16 protein-coding genes are annotated in these 18,711 nt (G+C 36.5%); 7 read left to right on the forward strand and 9 right to left on the reverse strand.

Going from position 1 to position 18,711, the window contains the following annotated elements; translation table 11 throughout:
• Nucleotides 1-11: 11 nt before the first annotated feature.
• Nucleotides 12-2,483 (reverse strand): bifunctional UDP-N-acetylmuramoyl-tripeptide:D-alanyl-D-alanine ligase/alanine racemase, encoded by a 2,472-nt coding sequence (locus A3EE_RS0101090; protein ID WP_018341572.1) that lies wholly within the window; start codon nucleotides 2,481-2,483, stop codon nucleotides 12-14.
• Entirely contained in the window at nucleotides 2,467-3,753 is a 1,287-nt protein-coding gene (locus tag A3EE_RS0101095) for an MFS transporter (protein ID WP_018341573.1), read from the reverse strand. Before A3EE_RS0101095 ends, A3EE_RS0101090 begins: the two co-directional genes overlap by 17 nt.
• A 33-nt stretch (nucleotides 3,754-3,786) precedes the next feature.
• Here A3EE_RS0101095 and A3EE_RS0101100 point away from each other — a divergent pair, with 33 nt between their 5' ends.
• Nucleotides 3,787-4,266, forward strand: a complete 480-nt coding sequence (locus tag A3EE_RS0101100; RefSeq protein ID WP_018341574.1) for a regulatory protein RecX — start codon at nucleotides 3,787-3,789, stop codon at nucleotides 4,264-4,266.
• 160 nt (nucleotides 4,267-4,426) lie between these two features.
• On the opposite strand, the gene A3EE_RS0101105 is transcribed toward A3EE_RS0101100, so the two are convergent.
• The 4 genes from A3EE_RS0101105 to pdhA form a co-directional block, all read right to left on the reverse strand.
• The gene (locus A3EE_RS0101105) at nucleotides 4,427-5,761 is read right to left on the reverse strand and encodes an aspartate kinase (protein ID WP_018341575.1); all 1,335 of its coding nucleotides are present in this window, start codon (nucleotides 5,759-5,761) and stop codon (nucleotides 4,427-4,429) included.
• Nucleotides 5,762-5,794: 33 nt separating this feature from the next.
• Entirely contained in the window at nucleotides 5,795-6,274 is a 480-nt protein-coding gene (gene ribH / locus A3EE_RS0101110) for a 6,7-dimethyl-8-ribityllumazine synthase (RefSeq protein ID WP_018341576.1), read from the reverse strand.
• Between the two features lie 76 nt (nucleotides 6,275-6,350).
• Complete coding sequence (locus A3EE_RS0101115; protein WP_018341577.1) at nucleotides 6,351-7,058, reverse strand: tetratricopeptide repeat protein; 708 nt, start codon at nucleotides 7,056-7,058, stop codon at nucleotides 6,351-6,353.
• Between the two features lie 27 nt (nucleotides 7,059-7,085).
• A complete protein-coding gene (gene pdhA, locus A3EE_RS0101120; RefSeq protein WP_018341578.1) occupies nucleotides 7,086-8,129 on the reverse strand; it encodes a pyruvate dehydrogenase (acetyl-transferring) E1 component subunit alpha in 1,044 nt (347 codons plus the stop codon).
• 57 nt (nucleotides 8,130-8,186) lie between these two features.
• On the opposite strand from pdhA, the gene recF reads away from it, so the two are divergent.
• The 4 genes from recF to A3EE_RS0101140 are packed head-to-tail and all read left to right on the forward strand — an operon-like array spanning nucleotide 8,187 to nucleotide 13,576.
• A complete protein-coding gene (gene recF / locus A3EE_RS0101125) occupies nucleotides 8,187-9,302 on the forward strand; it encodes a DNA replication/repair protein RecF (RefSeq protein ID WP_018341579.1) in 1,116 nt (371 codons plus the stop codon).
• A 4-nt stretch (nucleotides 9,303-9,306) separates the two neighbouring features.
• Nucleotides 9,307-9,624, forward strand: coding sequence for a DciA family protein (locus A3EE_RS0101130; RefSeq protein WP_018341580.1), 318 nt, complete (start codon nucleotides 9,307-9,309; stop codon nucleotides 9,622-9,624).
• 7 nt (nucleotides 9,625-9,631) lie between these two features.
• Nucleotides 9,632-13,012 (forward strand): DUF7948 domain-containing protein, encoded by a 3,381-nt coding sequence (locus tag A3EE_RS0101135; RefSeq protein ID WP_245553788.1) that lies wholly within the window; start codon nucleotides 9,632-9,634, stop codon nucleotides 13,010-13,012.
• A gap of 9 nt (nucleotides 13,013-13,021) precedes the next feature.
• Nucleotides 13,022-13,576 (forward strand): hypothetical protein, encoded by a 555-nt coding sequence (locus A3EE_RS0101140; protein ID WP_018341582.1) that lies wholly within the window; start codon nucleotides 13,022-13,024, stop codon nucleotides 13,574-13,576.
• A gap of 126 nt (nucleotides 13,577-13,702) precedes the next feature.
• Here A3EE_RS0101140 and A3EE_RS0101145 read toward each other — a convergent pair whose 3' ends face one another.
• On the reverse strand, nucleotides 13,703-15,253 hold the full coding sequence (locus tag A3EE_RS0101145; protein WP_157446823.1) for a hypothetical protein: 1,551 nt from the start codon (nucleotides 15,251-15,253) through the stop codon (nucleotides 13,703-13,705).
• Nucleotides 15,254-15,350: 97 nt separating this feature from the next.
• Between A3EE_RS0101145 and A3EE_RS0101150 the strand changes: the two genes are divergently transcribed.
• Nucleotides 15,351-16,052 carry a HEAT repeat domain-containing protein gene (locus A3EE_RS0101150; protein WP_018341584.1) on the forward strand — a complete coding sequence of 234 codons (702 nt, stop codon included), beginning with the start codon at nucleotides 15,351-15,353 and terminating at the stop codon, nucleotides 16,050-16,052.
• Nucleotides 16,053-16,054: 2 nt separating this feature from the next.
• Here A3EE_RS0101150 and A3EE_RS0101155 read toward each other — a convergent pair whose 3' ends face one another.
• Nucleotides 16,055-17,236, reverse strand: coding sequence for a class I SAM-dependent rRNA methyltransferase (locus tag A3EE_RS0101155; protein ID WP_018341585.1), 1,182 nt, complete (start codon nucleotides 17,234-17,236; stop codon nucleotides 16,055-16,057).
• Between the two features lie 100 nt (nucleotides 17,237-17,336).
• Between A3EE_RS0101155 and A3EE_RS0101160 the strand changes: the two genes are divergently transcribed.
• A complete protein-coding gene (locus A3EE_RS0101160; RefSeq protein ID WP_018341586.1) occupies nucleotides 17,337-18,044 on the forward strand; it encodes an outer membrane beta-barrel protein in 708 nt (235 codons plus the stop codon).
• 79 nt (nucleotides 18,045-18,123) lie between these two features.
• Here the strand turns inward: A3EE_RS0101160 and A3EE_RS19835 are convergent, their stop codons facing one another.
• On the reverse strand, nucleotides 18,124-18,705 hold the full coding sequence (locus A3EE_RS19835; protein ID WP_018341587.1) for a hypothetical protein: 582 nt from the start codon (nucleotides 18,703-18,705) through the stop codon (nucleotides 18,124-18,126).
• Nucleotides 18,706-18,711 lie beyond the last annotated feature (6 nt).

Consider the following 18,711-nt stretch of genomic DNA (forward strand, 5'->3'; position numbering starts at 1 on the left):
TAAATTTTTTTTTATGCTGAATAAAAAACACGTTTCACGCGCGCACCAACACTTGTGAGAATTTCGTATGGAATGGTATTAATGTTTTTCGCCAATTCTATCACAGATGGGTTTTCTCCAAAGAGAATTACTTCGTCTCCTTGCTCAGCATGTGCATGCGTTATGTCAACCATACACATATCCATACATACATTTCCAATGATCGGACAACGTATGCCATTTATTAGCACAACACCTACCCCATTGCTGTTTCTGCGATCGTAGCCATCTGCATACCCTACTGCAATCGTTGCAATTTTTGAAGCCTGCGAAACTTTACCTTTACGGCTGTAACCAACCGTTTCGTCTGAAGTAATCTCTTTTATCTGAGAGATGTGTGTTTTAAATGTACTGATCGGCTGCAATTCATGTTGATATAAACCAGCGCTTTCAACTCCATACAAACCAATACCCAAGCGCACCATATCATAATGTGCTTGAGGGAAGCGCATAATACCTGACGAGTTCGTTGCGTGCTTTAAAAAAGAATATCCAAGTGTTGTATATAGTTTGTCTGTCATAGAATCAAAAATTGCCAACTGACGATCTGTAAAGACATCGTGTTCTGCTCCATCAGAAGCTGCTAAATGCGTAAACACAGACAGTACTTTTATATATTGGTCCTGTTCTTTCAAACGTACTGTAATATCGTTAATATCTTTCTGTTCAAAGCCTAAACGCTTCATACCCGTATCCAACTTAATATGGATATCAATGCGCTGCTTTTTTGCACGCGCATAATCTATGATTTGATCTAATAGATTTGGCTCGTAGATCTCTGGCTCCAGTTGATATTGAATCAATGTATCAAAACTGCTCAAGGAAGGGTTCATTACCATAATGGGTAATGTAATTCCATTTTCTCTCAAACGCGCTCCTTCATCTGCATAGGCAACAGCCAAATAATCTACACCATGGTATTGCAATAACTGAGCAATCTCAAAGCCACCGCTCCCATAGGATAGAGCCTTTACCATGCACATGATTTTTGTGTTCGCTTTTAGTCTTCCTCTGTAAACATTCAGATTATGAACCAATGCATCTAAATTTATTTCTAAAACAGTTTCGTGGATTTTATACTGCAGCAATGAAACAATTTTTTCAAACTGATACATTCGTGCACCTTTCACCAGTATCACTTCTCTTTCAAAAGAAAAACTGTTCAGGTTTTTAGTGAAATCATCTGTCGTTTTAAAGAAAAATATTTCTTTGTTATACCATTTTTTCAGTGCTGCAATCTCTTCGCCGATAGCAATAACTTTGTCAAGTTTCGCAGCATTTAAATACGCTGCTACCTCTTTATACAATAGATCCGATTGCAGGCCCGACTCTAATACATCTGAAAGTATCAGTGTTTTTTTATCGGTTTGTTTTACGTGATCTAAAAAATCCAATGCAATGGACAAACCTGCAAGGTCGTTGTTGTACGAATCATCGATCACATAACAGCCATTGGTTGCTTCCTTCAACTCCAATCGCATTTCAACCGGACGTAATTGAGAAAGCTTTCTTGAAATTTCCTGAATGGAATATCCAATATATAATAATGTTGTTGCTATATGCAGCGCATTTTCAAGAGATGCATCGTCTACGAATGGAACAGTTAAAACACCGGATATGGTTTTGGTTTTAACATCCAATTCTGTTTGAAAAGTGTTCGTAGTTCTGATCTTATATTCTACCGCTGCAGAACCTTTCAGAGACCAGTCAAATACAGGTAGCTTTGCTTTATGTATTTCCTTTTCGATTGCTTTATTATCGTTGCAATAAATAACAACCTCTGATGTTTTGAAAAGCCTCAATTTTTCCTGAATTTTTTCTGCGCGATCTGCAAAGCCTTCATCGTGTGCTGAACCGATCGTTGTAAAAATTCCTATAGAAGGTTTAATGATCTTTTCAAGAGCCTGCATTTCCTTTATTGTTGAAATGCCCGCTTCAAATATGCCAAATTGATGGCGTTCATTTATTGCCCATACAGACAAGGGAACGCCTACTTGTGAGTTATAGCTTCGCGGACTCTTAACTACTGCGTAATCGCCGCTAAGAATCTGGCTAAGCCATTCTTTAATGATTGTTTTTGCATTGCTTCCTGTTATTCCAATGACAGGAATAGCAAATTGCGCTCTTCTGTATGCTACACATGCTTGCAATGCTTTTATAGCAGAAGATACCTGTATGATTGTTGCTTCAGGGAATCGTTCCAGGTTGTTTTTTTTCTCAACTATAAAAATCCGAACACCTCGTTGGTACAATTCATATATATGATCGTGGCCATCGTGATGCTTGCCATCAATAGCAAAAAAAACAGCTCCTTGTGGAGCCATCAATTTTCTACTGTCAATCAACAATTGTTTTACGATTGTTTTTGGCGCGTTGAGTTGAATACAGCTACCATCTACGATCGCTGCTAACTGCTCAACCGATATGTCAATGGTCGTTATCATGAGAACTCATGCCTTCGGTTAATTGCGAGAACTGCTTGTAATAGATCAACAATACCACACCTGCTATAAAACAGAATACGGCTAAGATGCCATATGCGTATACAACATTTGAGCCTTCCATAAAAAATGGCAGTGTAAACATTGAAAGGAAAATCAATCTGAATACCGTATTCATTACATTAAAGAAGCTGTTCACTCTCCCTGCCAATTCATTTGGAATCAAAGAGAATAAATATGTTACTCGAAAGATACGTGAACTCGCATTCGTAAAGCCTTTCAGGAACGCAACATTGATAAATACGATGATTGCACAGGTCATTGAACTCAATAAGAAAATCGCGCCTGTAGCAAACGTCAATAAAACAACTGCTTTTAAAACAGGCATTTTACTAAACAATGTTTGAATAATTACGCCTGAAAATAATGCCCCTAAGCCGTACATTAACTCTGTAAGACCAAGTACCGGAGCATCTTCATGCAAGTGATTTAATACGTATGGTGTCATCAATGCAAATTGCTCGATGTATACTACTATAAAAATTGTGAATGAACAGATTCCAAACAAAGCAACAAGCTGATTGTTTTTCAAATACATATAACCCGTCTTCAAACGCTCATACAATGAACCTTCGTCTGAAATTACCAGCTTCATATTTGGTGAATATTTAATCAATAAAATGATCAGGAACGAAACAAAGTAAGCGATCGCATCAAAAAGGAAAATTTCGTGAATCTCCCATCTTTCAATTGTTATCACAGAATTCGAGAATGGTACATGAAAGTCAGTGATGCCTTTCAGCAACATGGTACCCATGATGGCAGAGCCCATTACTGTTGATTGCCCAACGATTTCAATTAAAGATGTTATCTTTGTATAGTCTTTCGGCTCGGATAATTCCTGTGAAAAGGCGTACAGATTGGGATAATGTATCACATAACCAAACATGGTTAATGCATAAACCAATATTATTAATATATTCGTGAGTTCTCCTTCTTTAAAGCCGAGTGAGGCGATGGATAAAATAACGATGCCTCCAACAAAGTTTGTTCCAAGGAAAACATCTTTACGATTGAAACCATCAATGATGGAGCCTGCGTAAAGCGCCCAGAATAAAGATACTAATGTGATTACTGTTAAGCTTAAGCTAAAAAAAGAATAATCTCCTATTTTATTAAAATAATAAGGTATAGACATCATAGTGAAACCCTGAGCAAAGCTCGAAACTCCATTTGCTGTTAACAGGATCGCTAATGTTTTTTTATTTGTCAATTATACCTAATATCTAAAGTTATCGAACACAAAATGGCAACTACAAAGACTACAAAAGTTTATACTTCATCTCAAGCATTTGTAAAAATTGCATCCTTTTGCGCATACCAAGAACGTACCCAACAAGAGGTTCGTCAAAAGTTATACGAATATGGCATAAATTCAGATGAAGTTGAAGTAATTATTGTAAAATTAATTGAGGATAATTTTTTGAATGAAGAACGTTTTGCAAAGGCGTATGCCGGAGGGAAATTCAGGGTTAAAAAGTGGGGGCGTTTGAAAATTTCAAGAGCGCTGGAAATGAAGGAATTAAGCCCTTATTGCATCAAGTCGGGTTTAAAAGAGATCGACGAAAACGACTATTTAGAAACAATTGCGCTCATTATAGCCAAAAAATCAACTGAAATATCTTTGAAAAATCCGTATCAAAAATCGTATAAAATTGCCACGTATTTAATTTCAAGAGGTTTTGAGCCAGATTTGGTTTGGGACATTTTGAAAAGTAGTGATTAGCTGCTAGGTACTAGTGCCTAGACGAGGTAATAATTTCCATCCTTACTTGATATTGATTTATCGTCTAGTCGTTTAAAAAACAGAAGAGTCTTTCACATTCCTATTGATGTAAAAGACTCTTCTGTTTTTTGTCTAGTAACTAGTACCTAGCAACTGGAAACTACTTTACTGCTTCTGCATGAAAAAACAGCTTCTCATTCAATGCATTTAATGCTTCATTTTTTAAGCTGCTATTGATAAGGATAGAGATGTTTGAAGAGCTTCCTCCATAAGAAATCATACGTACCGGAATTGTCTCCATTGCATCAAACAAACGTTTGCTGATGCCTATCTTTTCACTACCAAAACTTCCTACTACACAAATGATTGTTTGATCTTTGTCTACTTCTACAATAGAGAATTCTTTTAATTCTTTAACAATCTGATCCAGATTTTTAGCATCGTCGATCGTTAATGAAACTGCAACTTCAGAAGTTGTGATCATATCAACCGATGTTTTATAGTTTTCAAATATTTCAAACACTTTGCGCAGGAAGCCATGTGCCTGAAGCATTCTGCTTGATTTGATTTTAATTGCAGTAATATCATCCTTTGCCGCAATCGCAGTGATTTCGCGGTCTGAAGGTGTGCTGTTAATTACAGTGCCCTTTTGTTCCGGCTGCATAGTATTTAATAAACGTACAGGCACTTTACGTACTTGTGCAGGACGGATACATGTTGGGTGCAAAATTTTTGCTCCGAAATACGCTAACTCTGCTGCTTCATCAAATGAAATTTCAGGGATCGGGAATGTGCGTTTAACAATGCGTGGATCGTTGTTGTGCATACCATCAATGTCTGTCCAGATCTGAATTTCTTCCATACGCAATGCCGCACCAATTAAGGTTGCTGTATAGTCTGAGCCCCCGCGTTTTAAATTATCAACTTCGCCATCTGAATTCAAACAAACATATCCTTGAGTAATGTATAAATGCTTGTTAGGAAATTTAACTAATTGCTCATTTAGTTTTGCTTCGATGTAATCAAGCATCGGCTCGCTATCCGCATCGGTCTTCATGAATTCCAATGCAGGCAGTAACGCAGATGAATAGCCCTGTTCAGCTAAATACTCCTGAAACAGATTTGTAGAAATAATCTCTCCTTGTGCTAGAAACAAACGCGTTTCTTTATCTCCAAAGCCAGCTTTGCCAACATAACTTTTTATTAAATCATGGTATGTTTTCACAATCGCATGACCTTTTGATTTTCCGGCTTCAGTTGAATAAAGTTCTTCAACGAATGCTTTATATGGACCAAACAATTTTTCTATTGCTTCTTCTGCAGCTTTTGTGTCTTGCTTTGAAAGCTTATTTGATATGTCAACCAATGCATTTGTTGTACCTGAAACAGCCGACAATACAACTATTTTAGGATCCGGGCTAGAGATTAATTGCGCAACAGAATGCATGCGCTCAGGCTTACCTACTGAAGTACCTCCGAATTTTAGAACTTTCATTATATATTATTCTTAATTGTTTTACTTAATTTATTATTTTGTCAGTGCTAGCATTTTCAATGCCGTGATAGCAGCTTCATCACCTTTGTTTCCATGCTTGCCGCCTGCTCTATCAAATGCCTGATCTTTATTGTCTGTAGTTAATACTCCAAAGATTACAGGCTTATTGTATTTCAAGTTCACTTCTGTAATACCCATGGCTACTGCCTGACAAATAAAATCGAAGTGTCTTGTTTCACCCTGAATTACGCAGCCCAAACAAATAACTGCATCAACATATTCCTTTGCTGCCAGCCATTGTGCACCTAAGCTCAATTCAAATGTCCCGGGTACATTGTTACGAATTATATGCGTTGTCGGTATGCCATGTTTTAATAATACCTCTACTGCGCCTTCATACAATGCTTCAGTAATTTCTTCATTCCATTCAGCAACTACGATTCCGAATTTTTTAGTAGACAGGTTGGGAATTTCTCCTGAGTAACTGCTTAAATTTTTATCTGCACTAGACATACCTTTTATTCTATATACAACAAAAGGGATAAAACGTTTGCTTTATCCCTTTTTGACTTTCGTTTATTAAAATGAATTATTCGGAAGCAGAAAGGGAAGCAGTTGCTTTTGCCTTATACTTCTTGGCATCTGATACGTCCTGAGATTTAGGATACTCAGTAATAACTTTATCATATGTTGCTGCCGCTTCTTTCCAGTCGCTTTTCAACTCGTATGCCAATGCCAACTTCATTAAATATGATGGCGTTAATTGTTCGTTCTCTTTGTATTCAGAAGCTTTTTTATAATACGAAATCGCATTGTCGTTGTCGTTCAACTCTGTGTACGCATCGCCAATAAGGCTCCATGCACGTGCCTGCATAATTCCTTCATTCGTATCAAACTTGTCTAAGTAATCAATTGCCTCCTGGAATTTTCCTTGCTTCAAGTAGATAACACCTGTGTAAAATGCAGCTAGCTTTCCTGCTTTTGTGTCGGAATATTCATCTGCTACTTCCTGTAATCCTTTGATTTCTTTTGCAGGAATTCCTTTTAATGCAAGTTCCAGAGAATCTTGTTCGAAGAAGAATACAGCCTGGTACATTTCTGATTGTGCTGCAGTATTGTTTTCAGATTGATTGTATTTATAGAAGGTAAATGCACCAACTAATGCTACAACAACAGCTAAACCTACTAGTGCAGGTTTTTTGTATTTTTCAATTAATTCTTCAGCAGACATATTCACTTTAGTTGTAACTACGGTTTGTGCCTTTTGAGTTGCACTTTTTTCGGTTAATTCAGCCATTATTGGTTTGTAAAAAGTATTCGGTAATTATTCAATGATAAATGGATAATCTGTTTGCGTATACACATCTGTATAGGCTTCAGAAGCATCCGGGTATGGTGACTCTTCTGCAAATTTAACAGCTTCGTCGATGATTGCTTTTAGTTTTGCATCGATCGCTTCTAAATCTGCTTCAGTAGCGAATTTTTTAGAAAGGATCGTTTCGCGTACTTGCTGAATCGGATCTTGATTTTTGTAAGAATCCAATTCTTCTTTTGTACGGTATTTAGCAGGGTCAGACATAGAGTGACCTTTGTATCTGTATGTTCTGAACTCTAATAATGTAGGACCGCCACCGCTTCTTGCACGTGCAGCAGCTCTTGCAACAGACAAGTGAACTTCTTCTACACTCATTGCATCTACTGCTTCTGAAGGCATATCGTATGATTCACCAATTTGGTATAATTCTGTAACGTTAGAAGTACGCTGAACAGAAGTACCCATTGCATAACCGTTGTTTTCAATTACAAAGATTACCGGGATGTTCCACAACATTGCTAAGTTAAATGTTTCGTGCAATGCACCCTGACGAACTGCACCGTCACCCATGTAGCAAATACATAGATTGTCAGTTCCTTTGTACATTTCTGCAAAAGCCAAACCAGCTCCCAATGGAATTTGCCCACCTACGATACCGTGACCACCTGCAAAATTTACTTCTTTATCAAAGATGTGCATTGAACCGCCTTTACCTCTGGAAGTACCTGTTACTTTACCATACATCTCAGCCATGATTGCTTTTGGATCTGTTCCCAAAACCAATGGTTGGCCGTGATCGCGGTAAGTTGTTATATAATGATCGCCCTTTTTTAATGCTGATACTGCTCCTGCAGCACATGCTTCCTGACCTATGTATAAGTGAAGGAAACCTTTGATCTTTTGCTGACCGTAAAGTTGTCCTGTCTTTTCTTCAAATTTTCTTACCAATTGCATTTTTTCATACCAGAATAGGTATGTTTCTTTGGTAAATGCTCCTGCGGATTCTACCTTTGTTTTAGTGTTATCCTTCGCTTTTTCTTTAACACTTGCCATCTCTTCTTAATTATGCTGTTTACAGTATACTTTGAAGGGCTAAAATAAACAAAATTCATGTATATTGAAAAAATAAGCCTGCTAAATTTTAAGAACTACGTGGAGTTAGAGCTCTCGTTCTCTGCGCAAATTAACTTATTGGCAGGTTTAAACGGCAGCGGGAAAACGAATTTGCTGGATGCAATTTACTGCTTGTGTTTGACTAAGAGCTTTTTAAGTACAACGGATCAACAAATGATCCATGCCAATCAAGGATATTTTTCAGCTCTGGGCTGGTTTAAAGAAAATTCTAAGGAATTTAAGCTTCAATATGATTTTGATGGAAAAAAGAAAAGCTTCACGGTCGACAAAAAATCATATACCAAAGTTTCAGAGCATATAGGCAAATTTCCGGCAATTGTTCTGACACCTCATGATACCGATCTGATCCGAAACGGTGCAGAAGATCGAAGACGTTTTTTTGATACGTTATTTTCTCAGGCAGACCCTGTTTACCTGGAAGCATTGATTCGCTATACGCATTTTATTAAACAGCGCAATGCATTGTTAAAACTTGCTGCTGAAGGTGCATTAATCGACCGGATTTTGATGGATGCCTACGATCATAACTTATTGCAGTCGGGTAAAATTATTGCAGAAAAACGTTCGGGGTATCTTCAAAGACTCTTGCCAATCTTTCAGGAATATTATGCCATGCTTTCCCCGGAACACGAGAACACAAACATTGAATATGAAACAAATGTGCTGGATCCGGATTTTGAAAGTGTCTACAAAAATTCGTATTCCAAAGATGTAATCCTGCAACGCACCAATAAAGGAATCCATAAAGACGATTTTAAATTTGTGATCAATTCTGAGCCCATTAAACAGTATGGTTCTCAAGGCCAGCAGAAAACTTTTGTGATTGCATTAAAGCTAGCGCAATATGAATTGCTGAAAGAATGTACCGGACATATTCCTATATTATTGATGGACGATATATTCGATAAATTAGATGATGTACGTATTGAAAAACTGATTTTATTAGTTCAAAAATGTGTTCATGGTCAATTATTTATCTCAGATGCCCGCCCGGATCGTTCCAGTATCTTTTTTGAAGCAAATACGAAAGATTTTCGTATGTTTATAATTGATCAGGGTAAGATCACCCAGTCAAACCAGCCGAATTCATAAATCTATGTATAACAAGCCCGAAAGAGATTTTCGAAGGAAAAAAGACTCCCTTAGTATTGGTGACGCCATCGAACACTGGATGGACCAATTGCGGGTGCGTGGCAAATACAAAGAAACTTTTATTATTCAGAATTGGGAGAAAATCATGGGAACTCCTATTGCCAAGAGAACCACGAACTTATATATCCGTAATAAGAAGTTATATATCCATTTGTCTTCAGCACCTTTAAAAAATGAATTAAATCAGTCAAAACACAAGGTAGTTGAGTTACTTAACAAGGCGGCAGAGGATAAAGTACTAGAAGATGTTGTATTTCTATAATTCAAAAATGATGGGTCTTAACCGTAAATTTCTCATTTTATTTTTAGCTCTTTTTATTCAAACATTCTCTTTATTCGCACAATTTGCTCCTGAAAAAATGAAAGGTGGCTTATTCGTTGAAAATAAGGGTCAATGGGAAAATAACGTATTGTATAAAGCTGATATACCTTCAGGGCAATTGTATATTGAAAAAAATCGTTTTCTGTTTAATTTTTATGATGCAGAAGCGATGTCCGGTCATCATGCGAATGGAAAGAGAGAAGCACATCAAAATACTGAACGATCTGCCGGAGGTGGTCAACCCATACAAGCAAATCTTATCAAGGCACATGCTTATGAAGTTGCTTTTTTAGGATGTAGTCCGATTTCTTCTACATCAGGGGTTAACCCTCAAAATTATGCATATAATTATTTTAAAGGAGATGACCCTGGCAAATGGGCAAGCAATGTTCAAGCATTTTCAAAAACTATTTTAAAAGATATTTACCCTAATACTTCGTTGGTATGTTTAGGACAGGAAACAGGGTTTAAGTATGAATTTCATTTAGCTGCAGGAGCAAATCCTTATGTAATTCAAATGAAATATGATGGTGTTGATACTGTCTATTTAAAAAACGGAGAATTGTTCATTGAGACTTCTGTAACTGATTTTTATGAACAAAAGCCTTATGCCTATCAGGAAATCAATGGTGTTCGTTCAACAGTTCCTTGTCAATTTAAATTAATTAATAATGTATTGAGTTTTGTTTTTCCTAAGGGATACAATAAACACTATTCGTTGGTTATTGATCCACAATTAATATTTTCTACTTACTCAAAATCAACTGCTGATAACTGGGGAAATTCTGCAACATATGATGATGATGGTAATACGTATATGGTGGGTATTGCATTTGATCTAGGATATCCTGTAACAACAGGTGCATACCAAATTGTATATAATGGCTCCCAAGAATACTTTAAAGATCCTGCATCAGTTTCTGATTATTACGGCAAAACGGATCCAGATATTGCTATTATGAAATTTGACCCATCAGGGAAAATTTTATATGCAACTTATTTGGGAGGAACAGAAGCAGAAGTGCCGAGTAGTTGTATCGTAAATAGTAAAAAGGAATTGGTGTTGTTTGGTTTTACAGGTTCAGATGGATTAAGAGATAATAAAATCAAGTTTCCTACTACTGCCGATGCATATGACATAACATTTAACGGAGGAATTGCAGTAGCACCATTTGGAATTTGGGATGGAATATTTTTTGACAGAGGTTCTGATCTTTTTATTGCAACATTAAGTGAAAACGGAAATGCTTTGACACACTCAACCCTTGTGGGTGGAAGTAATAATGATGGTATGACCTATCTAGGAGATCCGCTTACCAGAAATTATGGCGATCAATTCAGAGGTGAAATTTACTGCGATGAATTTGATGATGTATACATTGTAACAAAAACGTTCTCTGCTGATATTATCAATACTTCCGTTCCCGGATACGATCAGACATTCAATGGAAGTGCAGGAACAGTCGATGCGTATGTTTGTAAGTTCTCCAGCACTTTGTCTACTATGTATTGGAATACATTCCTTGGAGGTACTAATGATGATGTAGGTTATTCCATTCGTGTGCCAGCTGATAAAAGCGTATACATTACCGGAGGAACAACAAGTTCAGACTTCCCTGGCACTTCAACTGGTCTAAACCCAACATACAGAGGCAATATAGATGGCTTTATTGCGCATCTCAGTGCGGACGGTGCTTCTTTAATTGCTTCAACCTATATTGGTACTTCTTCTTACGATCAGTCTTTTTTTATTCAATTAGATGCTGCTGAAAACATTTATATTCTTGGACAGACATTTGGCGATTTTCCTATATCACCAGGTGCATACGGCAAAGCTTCAACTACACAATTTATTCAAAAAATTGACCCGGCTTTAACTTCTGTATTATTATCTACCACATTTGGAAGTCACACCAATGCTATAAATATTGTACCTACTGCATTTTTAGTAAATAATTGTGATAATATTCTAATTGCTGGTTGGGGTGGTAATGTGAATTATACTCCCATTGAACATTACCCGACGAACTTATATATAGGAGGTAATACCAATGGAATGGATGTCTCACCTAATGCACTCTTTCCAAATACCGATGGATCTGATTTTTATTTACTCGTGTTAGAAAAACAATTTAACAGTTTACTGTATTCAACTTATTATGGTGGTATCGGCGAAGATGATCACGTAGACGGCGGTACCAGTCGATTTGACAAAAATGGTATTGTGTATCAATCTGTTTGTGCAAGTTGCTGGACGCAATGGCCTGACCCTTCAACTTCAGTCTTTCCTGTTACCGATGGCTCAAAAAAGGGAAATTATAATTGCAATAACGCTTGCTTTAAATACGATCTATCCAGTCTTAATGCAGACTTTACAATGACTAAAACTACCAGTTGCGATACCGCTACTGTTGTCTTTAAAAATACAAGTACGGGTGGCATTGCTTTTGAATGGGACTTAGGGGATGGCACCAAAATCCCGGGGTCCGGACCAATAACACACTATTATAAACACCCGGGAGTATATCACGTAAAATTAATTGCAACCGATCTAACAACCTGTATCGGTAAAGATACAGCAGAAAAGATTTTAACCATATATCCATTGCCTGCTTTAGGTGTTAATCTATCGGATACTACAATTTGTCAGGGGGATACAATTACAATACTTAACACCTGCATCCCTACATATACATACTCATGGACACCGACAACACAAGTATTAAATCCAACTGTTTGTAATGCGCAATTTTTTCCAAGTGTTGATCGTGCTTATTATTTAAATGTTACTGATGAAAATGGCTGTAAGATCAAAGACACCATCACCATTCATGTCGCAACTTTAGCTAAAGGCATCAACTGGGAAAACTTGACCCATTGTGATGGCAAACCAACTGTCCGCCTTAGCAACCCAAGTACCGGACCACTCAACTATTTCTGGACATTTGGAGATGGTAATTCTTCTAATGAAGCTTCTCCTGTTCATCAATATAGTAAAGGCGGCACCTACCCTATTGTATTAAATATTTACAACGATTATTGTTCAGCTACTGAAGTGGGTGTTGTTAAAATTGAAGATGTAAATATTCCAAACCTGTTTACTCCAAACGGCGATGGTAAAAACGATTGTTTTGAAATTAAAGGATTGTATCCCGGCTGGAAAGTTGAAGTGTACAATCCATGGAACAGCTGCGTGTTTAAAGCAGATTCGTATGCAAATCAATTCTGTGCAGATGGATTAACAAGCAGTGTATATTACTATTTAGTATGTGCTCCTTATGGCGATTGCTGTAAGAGCTGGGTGCAAATTATTTCAGATAAAAAATAACGATCACGCATGCGTTTTCTAATCCTTTCCACTATTTGTTTTTGTACATGTATTACAGGCTTTGCTCAAAAGAAGAAAGCTCCCACTTTTACCACTGTTGACGTTGCTGGCATTGTTCAGTATCAAATCTCCATGGAATGGACCGAAATTTCAGATTTCAAAGATAAAAGGACCGGTACTGAATTTATAAATTTTCAGCGCATTCCTATACAGACAGATACTGCTAAATTATTTGTTGTTACACAGTCCTGTAAAGTTGAAAATGCCCGTGGTGCAGGCATCAAAGCATATTCAGTGCCGCGCTTAGAAATGTTTAAGAAAAAAAAGGATTTTAAAATTGTAAAAACCTTTACCAATAGTGATGGTTTATTAAAAGTAGCTTATTCCATTGGTTACTGGGCTTATTATACAGATGAGAATAATATCGTTCATAAAATAGTTATTATTCATGGTATTCATAAAAACGGTTTTGGATTTCAGTTTTTTATAGATTGTCCCAAAGATGTATTTCCGGCTCTTGAACAGGAAATAACTGCTCAGATAAGCTCTATTAAATTTTTATAGATAATAAAAAAAGCGGCACATTGGGAGTGTACCGCTTTTACTTTAACAGGATATAAATTGGAATTTTGTGTTATCTATTGTCTATTTATACCTGTACAATTCCATAGGTAACCGCACTTTTATATTTTATTTATAAAAAGAGTATTGTTTGAAGGTTTTTTTATTCGGAATCATGTAGCCGATCAAAATTTTATCTCTAAAGTTAATTACCCGAATCTGCTCAGGCTTCTGATTTTTAAACGTCTCCGTTTCAAAATTACTTACCCGCTCTCTTAAGGTAATAGGTACTATTCCGGCCTGATGGGCATAGGTGCTCGTATTTAGCATGCTGTGCACATAAATAGTGCGAATGGTCGTAGTGGTACTATTGTATGGATAATAACCGGAATAACCATTGTAATAACCAGGGGAATCCCAACCATAATGATTATACGGAGACATGCCTCCATAGCCACCATATCCCATACTGCCCATGCCACCCATTCCCATGCCCATACCCATACCTCCCATACCCATACCCATACCGATGGATATTGTTGGTCTGCTTATGGATGGATTGTTGTAATTATTATTTGAAACAATTTCTTCATAGCTGCCAATCTCAACAATATATGTAGTATCCTTTTGATTCACCGCAATGCTTAATGCACCGGCAAGTACCTTTTTAAAGTAAGTGGCATTGTCATCAATAATCCGAAGCTTATCACTGCTGTTTTCCTGAGCGATTGGTCCGTTTTTAAAATTCATTGGATTGTGCGGTGTAGCATAAAAGGTTGAATAGCTTTCATGCGTTTCAATGTTCACTGTCGTAAAAGTCATCTGCTCCAGACTCATTGTTACACGGAATAAGGTTTGATTGTATAGAAATGAATTGCCCTGTTTTTTTGAAGAAGTATTTCCATGGTCAAGACTGAACTCAAATTGTTTGTAGGTGGCAACATTCTTTTTCAAATCAATCTGAATGATTTGTGTGTAATCCGGATCGTCAAATACAAGGTATATGTACGTTTGAAAAGCATAGATCTTTTTTGTGGCACGTGCCGACTTAACATTGTTCTCTATGTTGTAATTGATTGCATCAATACCAACCGAGCTTTGTGTTTCTTCATTCAGCAGATGATTTCCGGAACTTAGTTTTTTATAAAAATCGGGCATTTCAATAGGATATGTATTTTTTATTATTGAATCATTCGCTATAGAATGGATCTCTAATTGATTCTTTCCTTGCGTTGCCGTTAAAATATAAAAGTTGTCATTCAAGGATATACACTTTAAATACTTCTCTGTAAATGCCAATCGGCCAATTGTTTTTTTAGACATAAAATTTCCTCCCCGGCCGATATTGGATTGAATAATTTCATTTGTCCGGGTATTTAAAGAATAAATTGAACAGGTATCTTCTTTAAATTCAATGCCTAGGTACGTATCCTTCCTCTGAGCAGATGGAATTGCAATTGTGGCATCGCCGGCTTTTTTATGTGCTGCATCAAAGAAAACAAATTCGTATTGTGAGTTTGTTTGAAATACAAATACATAATTATCATTTCGGTCCACTGCTGAATAAATATTATCAGGCGACTTTAGAAGCAGTTCGCTTTCATTCTCCAATTGCTGTGCATTCCCTGCAATCGAAAAAAGCAATGTGCTACACAAGAAATATAGTATATACTTTATCATTTTATAATATTCCATAATTCAAACTTGATTTTTACAGAAGATAAAAATGTGTTAAAGTGATTTCACTTTTCTATCTTTATCCTCACAACAAACTTTTATGCTACTTAGTGCTTTGAAAAAATATTTTCTGGTTGCTTTTATTTGCCTATTGGTAAATATACTGATTTTTATTTTTTGGTGGGTGGTAACAGACCCGGGTAATTATATATGGAAAATCATTGCCGAGGATAAAGCCGCTATAATCATTGCTGCCTGTAATAAACTCTTTCTAATACGTTATTATGTATCCTTTGTAATTATTAATTGTGTCCTTGTAGCTTTGTACTTTGTAGAAACAAAACGGATTTTATCCGTTTGTATTATAGTTTTTGCACTGCTGTTTTATTTAGGAAGCAGATTTCTATTTGACCCGTTTATTGGTCGGAATTATTATACAATTTTTGAAAATCAGAATGTCTCTAAAGGGTTTTATCTTGAGCCAGTGTTAGATGCCGGCACAACTATCTGTCCTTTTTTATTCGAAAAATTAAATGAATCTCCCTCTTTTGCCAGAGAGCAGGCAGCAAGAGGGCTTGGTATATTAAGCTATAAGCCCGCTTGCGATAAATTAAACGCTGTTTTAAATGATCCTGCAGAATCCATTTACATGCGTGCCGAATGTTATTATGCATTAAAGAAAATCAATACGAAAGAAACCCGCATATTGCTTGAGGATTTTTCTGTGCAGCAAAACAACAACAGTCTCGATAGTGCTTTGGTTGATCGCATTGATTTCCTGGAAATACAGGATGTATATTAAATCTATTCCACGTATAATACCAAGCCTTTCAGATATTCACCTTCCGGATGATAGATATTTATCGGGTGATCTGCAGGTTGGTGCATCTGATGAATGATACGAACATTGCGGTATGCGTCTGCTGCTGCACCAAAAACAATTTTTTGGAACAGATCCTTGTCAATGTTCTGAGAACACGAATACGTGAACAGCAGTCCTCCTTTTTTTATTTTTCTAAAAGCCTTTAAATTAATTTGTTTGTAACCTCTGCATGCATTTGCTACAGCTTTGGCTGATTTTGCAAACGCTGGTGGGTCCAATACAATAATGTCATAATAATCTTTTTCAATTTCTCCTAAAAAATCAAAGCAATCGGCTGCAATGGTTCCGTGTTTAAATGAAGGGAAATTTAATTGCATATTTTTGCCTGCCAATGCTACAGCGTCTTTTGATATGTCAACCGAATCAACTACAGCCGCACCGCCTGAAGCCGCATACACACTGAATCCTCCGGTATAACAAAAGGTGTTCAATACTTTTTTGCCTTTTGAATAGGTGCGCAACAATTCTCTATTATCACGCTGATCTACAAAGAAACCTGTTTTCTGGCCGTCAATAAAATCGACTTCAAACAACACATCATTTTCTTTAACAACAACAGGAACTTCAACGCCACCTTCAAGCCAGCCGCTGCCTGTACGAATGTCTTCCAATACCGTTGATGAAGTCTTAGCCTTTATATAAATGTGTTTAAACCCAATTTCAATCAACGCTTTTTTAATTGCAGGAACCAGCTTTTCAACACCGCGAATCAATACCTGAAGTACAACAACATCTGCATATACATCGGCTATAATGCCAGGAAAAAAATCTCCTTCAGCATGCAGCAATCGATATACATTTGTATTTTTTGAATTAATTACTGTCGATCGTAATGCATATGCATTTTTTATTTTGGTCTCCCAATATGCATCTGTTAATATGTTCTCTGAAAGGTCATCCCATTCAAATAGTCTGCATACAATCTGACTTTTATGTGAAAGAAAACCATAGCACAATTTTTTGTGTTCGAAATCCGTAACCATAACGATGGTGCCCTCTTCATTGTCCGGCAGTTTGGCTACAGCGCCTGAAAAAATCCATGGATGTCTATTATTGATGGAGCGTTCTTTGCCTTTTTTTAATTGAAGTACTGGGATTGGCATAGTATATAATGTCTTTGATCTGCGAAGTTATTGAAAATAACTTGATAATATGTTTTCAAAGTGGTTAATTTACATTGGTTACTAACTCACTAATAACACTATGAAAAAAAATATACTCTTACTTATAGCATTTTTATGTATACAGGTTGCCGCCTTTTCACAAAACAAAATATACGGTGTATTTGAAACTAAAGCATTATTTCAAGTAGGTATGATTGAAGATAGTGCTGGAGGGCATGTAAAAAGTATTTTGCGTTTTACACCTGTTGCAAATTATACATTAATGGCGCATAAAGATTTCAATAACAAAGTTGGTATCTACACAGGGATTGGTATAAAAAACGTAGGTTTTATAACAAGACAGAACTCAAGTGATATGACTGTTAAAAGCCGTGCCTATTGCTTAAGTGTACCTGTTGGTTTAAAGTTTGGGAATTTTAAAGAAGACAATTATCTATTCATTGCGGGTGAATTTTTAACGCAATTGGATTACAAAGAAAAAGTTTTTATCGATGGCGATAAAAGCAAAAGAAAAAGTTTTTATGACAACGACATCAATCTGTTCAACTATTCTGCTTCTATTGGCTTTCATTTGAAAGGATTGATCATTGGTGCAGAATATACATTAAGTAATTTCTTCGATGATAAATACAGATTCCAACCGGTAAAAAGCAACAGTACAACCTATGCCGGACCATCTAAATCAAATATTCTTACATTCTTTATAGGTCTCAGAGCAAATTTAAGTGCAGAAGAAGTAAGCGCTCCGGAAAAGCAAGTGCAGCAAGCAAAACTTTACCAATATTAATTTCTTTTCCTTAAATAAAAAATCCCGTCACACTAATTAGCCTGACGGGATTTTTTATTTGTTGGTAGCTAATAAATAACTATTGAATCAGTATAGGAAAATATACCTCAACATCTGTTTCGCCTAACGATTCGTCACCCACGCCACTTGTAGGTTTCAAGCCGGGCTGGTGCTTTAATACAATTCTCAGTTTGTTTGTTTTTTCCGTAAATCCCGTTGTTGTATTTAATTGTACAGTTAAGCCAACAGGCACATTGTGATCATCAAAATCCAGGTAAGTTGTTGTTAAATTATATGTGCCAATTTTGGAATAAAAAACCTGATGTGCGTTTTTTTCATTTGCCAGTATTTCCTCAGATATCGTATCAACAGGATTTTTAGTTTCGTCAAGCAACAACACACTAACCCAATACGAGGTGTTTGAAAATAATCGTATTGTATCAATAATTGGTGCGTTTCCTCCATCACCATCTATATCTCTATAGGCATATTCTTCAGTCCGCGTAGCTAGTCCAGTTGTGACGAGTAACTTCACTGTTGTTATAAGTTCCGTTTCGTTTGGATTTGCAGGTTTTGCAACATCACCATCATCATGTTTGCAAGAAGTAAGTAGTGATATAATAAGTATCAGCACTGCTGATTTTGTTAGTAAAATTTTCATGTTTTA

The organism is Cytophaga aurantiaca DSM 3654 (genome assembly GCF_000379725.1).
Taxonomy (GTDB): domain Bacteria; phylum Bacteroidota; class Bacteroidia; order Cytophagales; family Cytophagaceae; genus Cytophaga; species Cytophaga aurantiaca.